Annotated in this window: 17 protein-coding genes and 1 riboswitch; of the genes, 2 read left to right on the forward strand and 15 right to left on the reverse strand. The window is 64.4% G+C overall.

What is annotated here, in order from left to right:
* Window positions 1-120 precede the first annotated feature (120 nt).
* The 8 genes from crcB (EJ078_RS05030) to EJ078_RS05065 all read right to left on the reverse strand — a co-directional run bounded on the left by crcB (EJ078_RS05030) (window position 121) and on the right by EJ078_RS05065 (window position 6,249).
* Complete coding sequence (gene crcB, locus EJ078_RS05030; protein ID WP_245457165.1) at window positions 121-522, reverse strand: fluoride efflux transporter CrcB; 402 nt, start codon at window positions 520-522, stop codon at window positions 121-123.
* Between the two features lie 32 nt (window positions 523-554).
* Window positions 555-947 (reverse strand): fluoride efflux transporter CrcB, encoded by a 393-nt coding sequence (gene crcB / locus EJ078_RS05035; RefSeq protein ID WP_067330731.1) that lies wholly within the window; start codon window positions 945-947, stop codon window positions 555-557.
* Between the two features lie 97 nt (window positions 948-1,044).
* A riboswitch (Fluoride riboswitch) is annotated at window positions 1,045-1,118 on the reverse strand.
* 208 nt (window positions 1,119-1,326) lie between these two features.
* Window positions 1,327-1,743, reverse strand: coding sequence for a YbaY family lipoprotein (locus EJ078_RS05040; protein WP_095800047.1), 417 nt, complete (start codon window positions 1,741-1,743; stop codon window positions 1,327-1,329).
* 219 nt (window positions 1,744-1,962) lie between these two features.
* On the reverse strand, window positions 1,963-2,442 hold the full coding sequence (locus EJ078_RS05045; RefSeq protein ID WP_095800048.1) for a molybdenum cofactor biosynthesis protein MoaE: 480 nt from the start codon (window positions 2,440-2,442) through the stop codon (window positions 1,963-1,965).
* A 1-nt stretch (window position 2,443) separates the two neighbouring features.
* Window positions 2,444-2,701: a molybdopterin converting factor subunit 1 gene (gene moaD, locus EJ078_RS05050; RefSeq protein ID WP_067330385.1), complete on the reverse strand. Its 258-nt coding sequence runs from the start codon at window positions 2,699-2,701 to the stop codon at window positions 2,444-2,446.
* Between the two features lies 1 nt (window position 2,702).
* Window positions 2,703-3,299, reverse strand: coding sequence for a CDP-diacylglycerol--glycerol-3-phosphate 3-phosphatidyltransferase (gene pgsA / locus EJ078_RS05055; protein ID WP_067330383.1), 597 nt, complete (start codon window positions 3,297-3,299; stop codon window positions 2,703-2,705).
* A 104-nt stretch (window positions 3,300-3,403) separates the two neighbouring features.
* The gene (uvrC, locus tag EJ078_RS05060) at window positions 3,404-5,488 is read right to left on the reverse strand and encodes an excinuclease ABC subunit UvrC (RefSeq protein ID WP_127847258.1); all 2,085 of its coding nucleotides are present in this window, start codon (window positions 5,486-5,488) and stop codon (window positions 3,404-3,406) included.
* Window positions 5,485-6,249, reverse strand: a complete 765-nt coding sequence (locus EJ078_RS05065; RefSeq protein ID WP_127403671.1) for an SDR family oxidoreductase — start codon at window positions 6,247-6,249, stop codon at window positions 5,485-5,487. The genes uvrC and EJ078_RS05065 overlap by 4 nt, the downstream gene beginning before the upstream one ends.
* Before the next feature lie 412 nt (window positions 6,250-6,661).
* Between EJ078_RS05065 and EJ078_RS05070 the strand changes: the two genes are divergently transcribed.
* Window positions 6,662-7,312, forward strand: a complete 651-nt coding sequence (locus EJ078_RS05070; RefSeq protein WP_127217238.1) for an outer membrane protein — start codon at window positions 6,662-6,664, stop codon at window positions 7,310-7,312.
* 93 nt (window positions 7,313-7,405) lie between these two features.
* On the opposite strand, the gene EJ078_RS30655 is transcribed toward EJ078_RS05070, so the two are convergent.
* From EJ078_RS30655 to EJ078_RS05095, 5 genes are all read right to left on the reverse strand, one after another.
* Entirely contained in the window at window positions 7,406-7,537 is a 132-nt protein-coding gene (locus EJ078_RS30655; RefSeq protein WP_259979796.1) for a hypothetical protein, read from the reverse strand.
* 58 nt (window positions 7,538-7,595) lie between these two features.
* Window positions 7,596-7,979 carry a TfoX/Sxy family protein gene (locus EJ078_RS05080; RefSeq protein WP_127217236.1) on the reverse strand — a complete coding sequence of 128 codons (384 nt, stop codon included), beginning with the start codon at window positions 7,977-7,979 and terminating at the stop codon, window positions 7,596-7,598.
* A 111-nt stretch (window positions 7,980-8,090) separates the two neighbouring features.
* Complete coding sequence (locus EJ078_RS05085) at window positions 8,091-8,687, reverse strand: glutathione S-transferase (RefSeq protein WP_095800053.1); 597 nt, start codon at window positions 8,685-8,687, stop codon at window positions 8,091-8,093.
* 121 nt (window positions 8,688-8,808) lie between these two features.
* Entirely contained in the window at window positions 8,809-9,267 is a 459-nt protein-coding gene (locus EJ078_RS05090) for a GNAT family N-acetyltransferase (protein ID WP_208721092.1), read from the reverse strand.
* 248 nt (window positions 9,268-9,515) lie between these two features.
* Window positions 9,516-9,854, reverse strand: a complete 339-nt coding sequence (locus tag EJ078_RS05095) for a hypothetical protein (RefSeq protein ID WP_127403669.1) — start codon at window positions 9,852-9,854, stop codon at window positions 9,516-9,518.
* A 677-nt stretch (window positions 9,855-10,531) separates the two neighbouring features.
* On the opposite strand from EJ078_RS05095, the gene EJ078_RS05100 reads away from it, so the two are divergent.
* Window positions 10,532-11,125, forward strand: a complete 594-nt coding sequence (locus tag EJ078_RS05100; protein ID WP_067330364.1) for a TetR/AcrR family transcriptional regulator — start codon at window positions 10,532-10,534, stop codon at window positions 11,123-11,125.
* 20 nt (window positions 11,126-11,145) lie between these two features.
* Here EJ078_RS05100 and EJ078_RS05105 read toward each other — a convergent pair whose 3' ends face one another.
* Together EJ078_RS05105 and EJ078_RS05110 are read right to left on the reverse strand one after the other, a co-directional pair.
* Window positions 11,146-11,982, reverse strand: a complete 837-nt coding sequence (locus tag EJ078_RS05105; protein WP_127403668.1) for a DMT family transporter — start codon at window positions 11,980-11,982, stop codon at window positions 11,146-11,148.
* Window positions 11,979-12,557: a TetR/AcrR family transcriptional regulator gene (locus tag EJ078_RS05110; protein WP_127246191.1), complete on the reverse strand. Its 579-nt coding sequence runs from the start codon at window positions 12,555-12,557 to the stop codon at window positions 11,979-11,981. Before EJ078_RS05110 ends, EJ078_RS05105 begins: the two co-directional genes overlap by 4 nt.
* Between the last annotated feature and the right edge of the window lie 65 nt (window positions 12,558-12,622).

Raw genomic sequence — 12,622 nt, forward strand, 5'->3', positions numbered from 1 at the left:
GGCTCTCGGGCCGCCTTTTTGTTGGAGCGGGCCGGCCGTGCAGGCTTTAGGAACGGGCGATGCCCGCGGCTGCGCCGGAGGCCTCCGAGCCGGCGAGAAGTGCCATGCTCTCCTCCCTGATCACCTGGTGATCGGCAAGCGGTTGAACCTGGTCGCCATGAGATAGCCGAGCCAGGCCGACGCAAGCGACAGCACCACCACACTGACAAGATAGGTCGCCGCAAGGCCGAGGTCGCCCTCGAGAAGCAGGATGAAGGTGTCGAGGCTCATCGACGAAAAGGTGGTGAGACCGCCGCAGAAGCCGCCGGTCACGAACTGGCGGCCGGCCGGGCCGACCATCAAGCGTCCATCCGGCCGGGTCAGCGTGGAAAAGAACATGATGACCCAGGAGCCGACGACGTTGACGAACGCCGTTGCAAGCAGCGCGCTCCAGCCCAGCAGCGAGACGACGACGTAGCCGCATAAAAAGCGCGCCAGCGAACCGATGGCCGCGCCGCAGCCCACCGCCAGATAAAGCCGCATGGCTGTCTGTCTATCGTTTCCAAACATGCGCCCTACCCCGCCATCCGCACGACGGTCCAAAACCCAAAGGCGACGGCAAGCACGCAGAGCGCCGCCGAAGCCACGATGTTGAGAGCGGCGAGCCGCCGCTCGCCGTCGAGCGCGAGGTTGAGCGTCTGCAGGCAGAAGGACGAAACCGTGGTGTAGCCGCCGAACAGCCCGACCACGATCAGGTCGCGCACGAGTTCGGCGGAAAAGATGCCGCCGACGGCCCGCGCCGCGCCTGCGAAGGCGCCGATGGCAAGCGCGCCGGAGACGTTGACCACCAGCGTGCCCCAGGGAAAGGTCTCGCCGACGCTGCGGCCGACAAGGCCCGACAGGAAGAAGCGGGAAACACCGCCGAGGAAGCCGCCGATCAGGACCAGGGCGCAGGCCGCAAGGCTCATCGCTTCTTTGCCTTTCCACAAAGCGATTCCTCGCGGGAATCGCGCCATCAAGACAGGCGTGTGCGAGCGGAAAAAGAAATCCTGCCGCGCGAAAGCACGCCTGGCAGGAGTCATCAGCCCAGATGCGAAAAGCTCGGGCGGTTTCGGGGGAACCCCATCCCCATTTGACGAGGGAAACTAGGTGGTCGCGGGGTCGCGGTCAATCGGGGCCACTATGGTTGCGACGCGCTTCTTCGCGCCCCGTTAACATTTGCCGAATCCGTTATGGTGGCGGACGCGGTGGCGGACGAGAGACCGGAACTCCCGGGGCTGACGCAGAAGCGGCCGCGATCCCTCGTCTCTATGCGTTTCCGGCGTGTCGGAAATTTTGCGAACCAGGCTACGACGTGACCTTCTTCAGCACGATGGTCTGCGGCTTGCCGTCCAGCGGATCGACCTGGTGGCGAGTGTCGGTGAGGAAGATCAGCCGGTCATCGACCGTTATGCGGGCCTGCAGCGCGTAGGCCCTGCCGGGCTGGATTGCCTTGGGATCGAAGCCGATCTCGAATTTGATCGGCACCTGGCCGGCCACGACGATCTTGCGCTGGCCGACGAGCGTCGCCGGCGCGCCGGCCAGCGAGATGTCGGCGAGTTCGACCGAAAGCACGGCATTGGGCGGCAGCGCGATGCGCTCGCGATAGGTCACCTCGCCGGCAATCGTCTTTTCGGCGGCACTGGTGAACTCCGGCACGGCAAGCACGCCGACCACCAGCGGCACAAGGCCGAAGATGAAAAATTCCGCGATCCTGTCCAGCATAAGATTGCTCCCGCCCAGCAAATCAAACCGATTTGCAAGGTCGGGAAGGATTGCGGTCGTTCGATGGCCTTGGGGAGGAAATTTCGCCGGCTTGTCCCTCAGGCGGATTGCCAACCGAAATTGCGAAGAGCAGTTCGGGGCGACCCTCTTCTCCCCAAGGGGAGAAGGTGCTGCGAAGCGCGCCAGATGGGGCGATCGCCAAGGCAATGCCGTCCTGGCTTACTTGTCCGGGGTCTTCCAACGATCCGCGGCTTCGTCGTCGGCTTCCTTGGCCTCGACCCAGCCGCCTTCGGAGCCGTCGGCACGGTGCTCCTTCTTCCAGAAAGGCGCACGCGACTTCAGGTAATCCATCAGGAAATTCGCCGCCTCGAAGGCCGCCTGGCGATGTGCGGAGGCCGCGACCACCAGCACGATGTTTTCGCCCGGCGCGATTTTTCCATGGCGGTGTACGACGGTGAGCCCCTGCAGCGGCCAACGCCCGATGGCCTCAGTGGCGATGCGGCCGATCTCGGCCTCGGCCATGCCGGGATAGTGCTCGAGCTCGAGGGCGGCGAGCGCGCCTTTTTCGTCACGGCAGAGGCCGGAGAAGGTGACCACGGCGCCGATGTCGGCACGGCCTTCGGTCAGCGCGGCAATCTCGGCGGCGACGTCGAAATCCTCCCGCTGGACGCGGATGGCCGGCACGACCGTGCTCGCCATCTCAGCCCCCGGTCATTGGCGGAAACAGCGCGATCTCGCGCGCGCCCGCGATTTTCTCGCGGTGGCCGACATGTTCCTGGTTGATGGCGACGCGAATGACGTCCGGATATTGCAGCGCGTTTTCGTATTCCTCGCCGCGCGACTTCAGCCAGCGCAACAGGTCGGCGACGGTCTCGACGCCGGCGGGCAGTTCGACATGCTCTTCCGGCTTGCCGATCCGCTCGCGCACCCAGGCGAAATAAATGAGCTTGGTCGACATCTCACTCGTCCATGATGTGTTTCAGGCCGGCGCGGAAATAGTCGTAGCCGGTGTAGAGGGTGACAAGTGCCGCGATCCACAACAGCACCAGGCCGATTTGGGTGGTCAGCGGGAAGATCTTGTCGCCGGCCGGGCCGACGAGCAGGAAGGCGATGGCGACCATCTGGATGGTCGTCTTCCATTTGGCGAGTTGCGTCACCGGCACCGAGACCTTCAGCGCGGCCAAATATTCGCGCAGGCCCGAGACAAGAATCTCGCGGCACAGGATGATGATCGCCGCCCATAGCGACCAGCCGGCAATGCCGGCATGGCGGTCGGTGTCGGCGGCGAGCAAGAGCAGGCAGGTGGCGACCAGGAGCTTGTCGGCGATCGGGTCCAGCATCTTGCCGATGTTGGAGGTCTGCTGCCAGGCGCGCGCGAAATAGCCGTCGAAATAGTCGGTGATGGAGGCGAGCAGGAAGATGGCGAGCGCCGACCAGCGGGCAAAGTCGGAGGACTTCAGATGGCCCTCGAGAAAAAAGCACAGCACCACCAGCGGCACCGCGATGATGCGGGCGTAGGTGAGGATGTTCGGCAGGTTGAACGCGCGCTGGGCCATATCTGATCGGGATCTCTCTCCGCCTGCCTACTCAAATCAGAAGCCAATGTGGGGGGTCAACAGGCGAGATTCGATTGGTCAACCCAAAATAGGCGCAAGAATGGTCAGGTGTCATGAAAATGGTTGTAGACCAGCTTCGCCACGTGCTCGGAAATGCCATCGACCTTGACCAGGTCCTCGACCGCGGCGCGGCTGACCGCCTTGGCGGTGCCGAAATGGTGAAGCAGCGCCCGCTTGCGGCCTGGGCCGATGCCGACGATCTCGTCAAGCGGGCTCTTGACCATCTCCTTCTTGCGGCGGGCGCGGTGCGAGCCGATGGCGAAGCGATGCACCTCGTCGCGCAGGCGCTGGACGAAATAGAGCACCGGGTCGCGCACCGGCAGCGTGAAAGAGTCCCTGCCCTTGACGAAGAAGCGCTCGCGCCCGGCGTCGCGGTCCTGGCCCTTGGCGATGCCGATGGCGACGACCCGGTCCTCGATGCCGAGATCGGAGAGGATCTTGCGCACCGCCGTCATCTGGCCCTGGCCGCCGTCAATCAGGATGACGTCCGGCCATGCCGGGAAGCTGCCGTTTCCCTCGACAAGATCCTCGGCCGCATCGTCCTCGGCCTCCGCGCCCGCTCCGATTGAAGGCTGGACGTCGCCATGCTCCCTGAGGAGCCGCGAGAAGCGGCGCTCCATCACCTCGCGCATCATGCCGAAATCGTCTCCGGGCGTGATCTCGGTCGAGCGGATGTTGAACTTTCGGTACTGGTTCTTCACAAAACCTTCCGGCCCGGCGACGATCATGGCGCCGACCGCATTGGTGCCCATGATGTGCGAGTTGTCGTAGACCTCGATGCGCACTGGCGGCCTTGCGAGGCCGAAGGTCTCGGCAAAGCCTTGCAATAGCCGCGCCTGCGTCGACGTTTCCGCCAACCTGCGGCCGAGCGCCTCACGCGCGTTCTGCAGCGCGTGATCGGTGAGATCCTTCTTCTCGCCGCGCTGCGGCACCGAGATCGCTATCCTGCGCCCGGCGCGGGTTGACAGCGCCTCGGCGAGCAGCTCCTGCTCCTGCACCGGCTGGGAAAGAAGCAGCGTACGCGCCGGCAGCTTGTCGTCATAGAACTGCGCGAGGAAGGAGCCCAGCACCTCGGCCGGCTCCAGCGCCGGATCGGCCTTGGGGAAATAGGCGCGGTTGCCCCAGTTCTGGCCGGTGCGGAAGAAGAACACCTGGATGCAGGTCTGGCCGCCTTCCTGGTGGATTGCAAAGACATCCGCCTCCTCCACCGTCTGCGGGTTGATGCCCTGATGCGCCTGCACATGCGATAGCGCCGCGAGGCGATCCCGGTAGATAGCGGCCCGCTCGAAATCGAGCTCTTCGGAGGCTTGTTGCATGGCGGCCGAGATCTCGGTCTTCACCTTCTGGCTGCGGCCGGAGAGAAAGTCCTTCGCCTCGGCAACCAGCTCGGCATAGCCCCGATGCGATATCTCGCCGGTGCAGGGACCGGCGCAACGCTTGATCTGGTAGAGCAGGCAGGGCCGCGTGCGGTTCTCGTAGAAGGAATCCGTGCAGCTTCGCAGCAGGAAGGCGCGCTGCAGCGAATTGATGGTGCGCCCGACCGCGCCGGCGGAAGCGAAGGGCCCAAAATAGTCGCCCTTGCGCGAGCGCGCGCCGCGATGCTTATAGATACCGGGCGAGACATGGTCGCCGGTAAGCAGGATGTAAGGGAACGACTTGTCGTCCCGCATCAGCACGTTGAAGCGGGGCCTCAGCCGCTTGATGAGGTTGGCCTCGAGCAGCAGCGCCTCGATCTCGGTGCGGGTGACGACGAATTCCATCGTCGCCGTCTCGCGCACCATGCGGCCGATGCGGGCGGTGTGGAAGCGCCCCTGCGCATAGTTGGTGACGCGCTTCTTCAGGCTGCGCGCCTTGCCGACATAGAGCACGTCGCCGGCGGCGTTCATCATTCGGTAGACGCCCGGCTGGTTGGGCAGCCGCTTGACCAAAGTCTGGATCACCTCGGCGCCGACCATGCCGTCGGCGTCGCCGGCATGCGGCGTCCAGTCGATCGCGGTGAAAGCGACGTCGGGACCGGCGGCAACCGCCTCCGGCTCGACGATTTCCTCCGACGCCTCGTCCTCGATGTCGAGATCGGGCGGCAAATCATCGGCGGCGCCGAGGGGGCTGTGTTTATGGGCAGGACTCATTCCACCATGCCTGTCACATCGGGCGTCTGCCATGCAAGATGCTGGCCGCCGTCGAGCGCGATCATCTGGCCGGTGACGGAGCGCGCCTCCCAGAGATAGCGGATGGTGGCGCCGAATTCCGGTAATTGTGGGCCGCGCTTCAGAATCAGCCCTTCGACCTGCCTGCCGAAATCTTCGTCGTCCTGGCGCTTGTTCTTCAGTGTCGGGCCGGGGCCGATGGCATTGACGCGAATGCGCGGCCCCAGCGCCTGCGCCAGCATCTGGGTCTGCGTCCACAGGGCCGATTTCGACAGCGCGTAAGAGAAATAGCGCGGCGTCGGCCGCCAGACACGCTGGTCGATGACGTTGACGATCAGTCCCTCCGCGCCTTCCGGCAAGGCCCGAGCAAAGTTCTGCGCCAGCAGCGCCGGCGTCTTCAGATGAATGGCGAAGTGGCGGTCCCAGGCCTGCCAGTCGAAATCCTCGACACGGTCGTCGACGAACAAGGAGGCGTTGTTGACGAGCAGCGTGACCGGGCCAAGGGCAGCTTCGGAGCGGCCGACGAGATCGCCGACGGCTTTCATATCGGTGAGGTCGGCGACGAGCACGGCGGCACGGCCGCCCTGGTTCCTGATGCGGCTGGCCAGCGCCTCGGCCTCGGCTCCGGAACGATTGGCATGGATGGCCACGGCAAAGCCGTGCGCGGCAAGGTCCTCGACGATCGCCTTGCCGATCCTTTTCGCTCCACCCGTCACCAGCACCACGCCAAAGGCTTCTTTCATGTCGTCAATCCTCTATCGGCTTCACGATTCCGGGGAGCCGGCACAATATGACGGGCCAAGCGTTAAATGCCATTTTTACCCGGGGCAGGAATGTGGCGAAGCGGCCCGTACGCACGCTGCCGACCCGGATTGCGGAAGGTTCATAATGCAATATATGTCCCCGAACCCCTTGAACCAAGCGGTGTGCAGCGCAACATGACTAGCGTGCTGACATTCGCTGTTGCGAAGATGCAACGTCATCTTTTGGCCTCATTCGCGCCAGGGAATTACCCAAGTTCAGGTTCGCTTCAGCCGTATTTCAGCACGACATTTGGAACCGTTGAACGCCAGGCCCGTTTATCCCCCCGGACGGGCCGGGGGCATTCATGAACATAAAAAGCCTCGTGTCTTGTGGCTTAAGGAGTAAACAACAATGCAAGCTAATCTCAAGTTTGCGCGGCCGCTGGCGGTTGCGCTCGGGCTCTTCGCCCTCGGTGGTACCGCTTATGCCGCAGACGCCGTCACCGAAGAGCCGCCGGCACCGGCCCCGGTCGCCGAACTCCCCGTCGCTTCCTGGGCCGGCCCCTATGCCGGTATCAGCCTCGGCTACGGCTTCAGCGGCCATGCCGACGCCCGCGACGCCGGCGTCAATGTGAAGACCAAGGGCTTCATCGGCGGCGTCTTCGGCGGCTACCAGTGGCAGCAGGACAACTTCGTCTACGGCGCTGAAGCCGATCTCGGTTACAATGGCGTCAAGGGCGACAGCGCGGGCATCAATGCGAAGGGCGGCCTCGAAGGCTCGCTGCGCGCTCGCCTCGGCTATGCCGTGACCCCGGAAATCCTGCTCTATGGCACCGGCGGTCTCGCCGCCAAGAACCAGAAGATCGACGACGGCGTCAGCAGCGACAGCAAGGCGATGCTGGGCTGGACGGCCGGTGTCGGCACCGACATCAAGATCACCGACAACGTGTTCGGTCGTGTCGAGTACCGCTACACCGACTACGGCGACAAGAATTTCGACAATGTCGGCAACGTCAAGTCGAAGGACAACCGCGTCCTCTTCGGCGTCGGTATGAAGTTCTAAGTCGTCCAAGCCACGACACGGAAAAAGCCGGGCCGCGCGCCCGGCTTTTTTTGTGGTTGGCGTTGCCCCAGGCCGACACGTTTGGCCACGCCTTCAACGCAACCCGGTGGATGGCGCCTGCTGGAAAGCCTCATGGGCTGAAATCGACTGCAGTTGGTCGAGCCAATTCGCGCGCGAGCGCGTGAAGACCTGGGCGTCCGGACGGTAGTCGGCCGGGTCGGTCATGGTCGCGGCGTGAACGTGGATCTCACCGCCGATGTGAAGGATAGGCGGCGCGATCTGTTCAGGCTGGCCGCTTTGCGACCTTGGCCGGTTTGCCCTTCGGCGGCAGTGTCTCGACGAAAGCCAGCGCACGATCGATCCACTCGGCGAGATCTGCCTCGGTTGCAGTGCCTTCCGGCGCGACATGGACATAGCCTTCCATGGAACGCCCGCCCATTTCCATCGGCCGCGCATGGGGCCGTGCGGCTGCGGCCGCGTGCCCGTCCTTGCCGACACGCACAAGCAAACCGCGCTTCGAGGTGCCGACCAGCATATTGCCGTTGATCATGAAGCAGGTGCCGCCGAACATTTTCTGTTCCGTGAAAGCGCGCCGGCCAAGGGCCGCGCGCAGGCGCTCGACCATCGGATCGGGAGTGGTGCTGCTCTTGGTGACTGCCTTCGCCATGCTCAGCCCTCCGCGATTTGCGCGGCATCAGGCAAGCATGGAAGTGGGTCGAGGTTCAAGATGGGCGCGCGAACCGCCAGTCTCCTCGCTCATGGGGGAGATCAGCAGTCCTCACCCCGGCACGCAGCCCTTCAGTTCCGGAAACTTTTCGTCGAAGCGCGCGGCCCAGCGTGTAAGCCGGCCGCGGCCCTTTTCCCACTGGCCGCCGAAACGCAGCGCGAGATAGCCGAGGGTGGCACGCAGCGCCAGCTGGCCGGCGGTGATCTTCTTGGGCAGTTTTGGCGGGTTGGCGTTGAGCAGGTCGAGCGCGGCGGTGATCTTCGCCCACTGACGGTCGAGCCAGGGCTGATAGACCATGGCGTCGGGGCGCGTGCGCCGCTCATAGACCATCGACAGCGCGCAGTCGCAGATGCCGTCGGCCAGCGCCTCCAGCACCTCGGCCTCGAGCCGCTTGTCGGGGTTGCGCGGGAACAGCACGTTCTTCGACAGCCGGTTGAGATGCTGGGTGATCGCCCGGCTGTCGTGGATCGTGCGGCCGTCCTCCAGCACCAGCACCGGGATCTTGCCCAGCGGATTGGCCGAGATCAGCTCCGCCGGCTTGTCCTCCGTCTTGACCGGCACGAGGTCGATGGCGATGCCGGCATAGGCGGCGGCCATGCGGACCTTCGAACTATAGGGAGAGGTGGAGGCGTAGAGCAGCTTCGGCATGGATCGGGTTCCTGATTGTCCGCGCGCACTGTTGACCGAATGCTCTTGCCAGAGCAACGGCCAGCGTCGCCAAAACCTACCGCCAGTTGGCCGCACCTTGTTCGAGCGGCGCGTGCCGCCGCTACTTCAGGGACCGCTCCATCATGATGGTTCGTTCGTCGTCGTGGAAGGAGTCCCGGAGCGCGCGGAAGCCAAGTCTGAAATAAAATCGCTCCGTGGTGACCGAGGACGGCACCGTCAGCACCGTCGCGCCGTTTGCCCGCGCTGCTTCCTTGATCTCCAGCATCAGCCGGCTGCCGACGCCGCGTCCCTGAAATTCAGGATCGACGAACACAGATCGAACCGTTGTTCCGTCCAGCCCCGCGGTACCTACAACTTTGTCGCCGCAAATGGCGACAAAGACTTGGCGCTTCTTGAAAAGTTGCAGCACGGCCGAGGGGCTGAAGCTCTGCTCAACGCGGGCGATGATTTCCGGCCCGTAATCCCTGACGTTGTTTTTCCGCAGAGCGGCAACAATGACCCGGCTTACCGCTTCGGCATCCCCCTCGCCTGCCCGTCGAATTCCAAGCCACAAAGCCATGATCAACCCTTTCTACCTGATCGACGTGCGGCAGCAGCCGACATCGCCCGGACCAGAACGGATCGTGACGATGCGAGCCGGTCGCGCAATAAAAAAGCTCCCGGAAGTTTGCCGGGCGGCAAATTTCCAGGAGCTTTCAGGACAGGCCTTTGCCATCCACTTCGCCCGCTGTCTCGCCGAACTGGCGAGAGGGGCGCCTCGACGGCACCCACCCTCGCCTGTTCAGGCTCGCGAGCGAAGTTACGCGATTACTTCTTGGCCGGCGCCTTCTTGGCAGGCGCTGCCTTCTTCACGGCTGCCGTCGACTTGGCGGCTGCTGCTTTCATCGGCGCCTTGGCGGCGGGCTTGGCCGCTGCCTTCGCTGCCGGCTTCTTGGCGGCGGGCTTCGCTGCCGCCTTCGCGGCGGGCTTGGCTGCCGCCTTCGCGGCCGGCTTCGCCGCAGGCTTTGCCGCTGCCTTGGCCGGAGCCTTGGCGGCTGCCTTCGGTGCCGCTGCCTTCTTCGCTGCTGCAGGTTTCGCGGCAGCCTTCGGTGCCGCTTTCTTTGCCGGCGCTTTCGCCGCCGGCGCCTTGGTTGTCGTCTTTGCCATGCGATGCCCCTTGCGTTTTGCCCAAGGTCGTGAGTGACCCGGCGTGCTCATGCATATCTGACTCGCGGCTATCTAGCCAGCGAAGCAACACAATGAATTTCAGTTATTGAATTTTGGTTACGCAAGACGCGTTGACAAGGGCATCGGCGAAAAAAACGACAGAGAATCTTTGCCCTTCGAAGTGAAAATGCGCCGTCGAGAATTCCCGATGCTCTCTATCGCCGGATCATCCAGACATCTTGATGCTGCGCAGAGCGTAGAATGTGAGCGCATTGCTCATAATGGACAACGCACACCAAACAAAGCACCTCATCTTGTCCAGCGGAAAGATTTACAAGTCAAGGCGGAGCAGAACCGAACCGGCGAAGGGGCAAAGCTTGCGCGGCAAAAAGCGAGCTTACAGCTCACATTCAAAAAACTGCCGCTGGAGAGCTTGATCCGCTCAGGCTCCACTGCAGACGGCGTGAGGACTCCGCCGTTCCATGCTCCTCGCAAGTTCCGGGGGGAGAAAACCGTTGCGCACAGTCCTGGAATTGCTGTTCTTCCTGGTCGCAATTCCGGACGGAAACCGCTTCGCACTTCCTGGAATTGCTCTCAGGCCAAATGTGAGTATCCTGCTTATATTCTCGGGAGGCAGGTTGGGGATGTCTACTCGCATTGCAAAGCCAGCCCCGCGCATGCGCAAGGAGCCGCGCCAGGCGCGCTCGGTCGCCACCGTCGAGGCGATAATCGAAGCAGGTGCCCGCGTTCTAAGCGAGATCGGCTGGGCGGGCTTCAGCACCAACAAGGTGGCCGAGACCGCGGGCGTGAGCATCGGGTCGCTCTATCAATATTTCCCCGACAAGCTTGCGCTGGTCGACGCCATCCGACGCCGCCACTTCGACCATGTGCTGTCCGTCATTCGCGAAGCCGCGGCCGAGGAGAAGCCGCTCAGGCAATTCGCGCGCGAACTGGTGCGCGGCATGATCGCCGCGCACAGCATTCACCCGACGTTGCATCAGGTGCTGCTCGACGAGACGCCGGGCGACCGCGGCTCGCGCGCCGCGCATGCCTCGTTCCAAGCCCGCTATCTCGAGCACTATGCGGCGGCCGTCGCGCAATACCGCCGGCGCCTGAAGAATACCGAGACCGTGGCGCGCGTGCTCTCCTCCGCCGTCGAGGGCGTGATCCACAATGCGGCGCGCCGCAACATGCTCGATGCGCCGGAGCTGCAGAAGCAGCTCGGCGAGCTGATCTGCGCCTATCTGTCCGGCCAGGGCGCGCGAGCGTGACCAGCGCGATACCGACGCCGTCAGGGTCGATAGCCGAGGCAGATCGCGCCCAGCGCGACGACGGCACAGGCTCCGATACGGCGCGGCGTCAACTGCTCGCCGAGGAAGAAGCGGCCGATGAAGGCCGCGAAGACGACGCTGGTCTCGCGGATGGCGGTGATCGGCCCGGCCGGCCCCTGCGCGAAGGCGGCGACCACCGCGCCATAGGCCAGCAGCGCGAATAGGCCGCCGCTCAAGGCCTTGCGTGTTTCCGGCGCACGCAGGTCGACAGTGAGCCTGCCGCGCAGGCCGACGAAAGCCGCCGGCAGCAGGGCACCGTAGATCAGCAGTACCCAGGCGGTGTAGGCGGCGCTGTCGCCGGCGACGCGCACGCCGATCGCGTCGACCGTCGCATAGGCCGCGATGATGACGCCGGTGGCCAACGCGTAGAGGATCGATGTCACTGAGGCCCTGCCCCGCCCGACTGACAGACCCATAATGCCGCAGGCGACCAGCGCGACGCCGATGAGTTCCGGCGCGGCGAGCCGCTGGCCGGCCAGCAGGAAGCCGCCGAGCGCCACCAGCAGCGGCACGCTGCCGCGCACGATCGGATAAACCTGCCCGAGCTCGCCATAGCGGTAGGCGGCAACCAGGAACACGCTGTAGCCGACCTGAAGGACGGCCGATAGCACGACATAGGGCCAGGCAGCCGCAGCCGGCAGCGGATGGAAGAGCGCCAGGACAATAGCAGCGGCAGTGCTCGAGAAGCTCATGACCGTGACCGTCCACAGCCTGTCGACCCCGGTCCGTAGGAAGGCGTTCCAGCTGGCATGCAAAATGGCCGCGGACAGCGCGAGCCCAACGACCGTCGCGTTCATTGGGGGACCCGCGCGCCGGCGAGGATGGCGGAAGCCGCCTTGCGCGCATTGGCGATGGCGGCATCAGCCTCCCCCATCTGGGCCATCAGCGTCGCGCCCTCGATCAGCATCAGCAGCGCCGTGGCGACGCCCTCGGCCCGCTCCGGCGGCATCTCTTCTTCCAGGATGGCGCGCAGGCGCGCCCGCAAACCCTTCTTCTGGCGGCTGGCTGCCTTGAACACCGGATGATCGGGATCGCCGAACTCGGCGAGCGCGTGCGCGAACAGGCAGCCGTGGAAAGCCGGATCGCGAAACCAGCGTTCGTGCCAGTCCAGTATCGTGAAGATCTTCGCTTCCGCCGTGTCCGCCGACGCGGCCAGCCGGTCGAGCTGGCGTTCGAAACGCGCCGCGCGGTGCTCCAGCACCGCGACGATTAGATCGTCCTTCGCCGGGAAGTGGCGGTACATCGTCATCTTGGCGATGTCGGCCTCGGCGATAATGCGGTCGATGCCGGTGGCGTGGAAGCCGTCGCGCTTGAACAGCGAATACGCGGTGTCGACGACATGCTGGCGTTTGGCGGAGGGCGATGAGGGCATTCTGCTGCCTGGTGATGAGACAGGTCTGTCTCTTTTAGGCGACAGTTCGACAGTTGTCAATCGGC

The organism is Mesorhizobium sp. M1A.F.Ca.IN.022.06.1.1 (assembly GCF_003952605.1).
Lineage (GTDB): Bacteria > Pseudomonadota > Alphaproteobacteria > Rhizobiales > Rhizobiaceae > Mesorhizobium.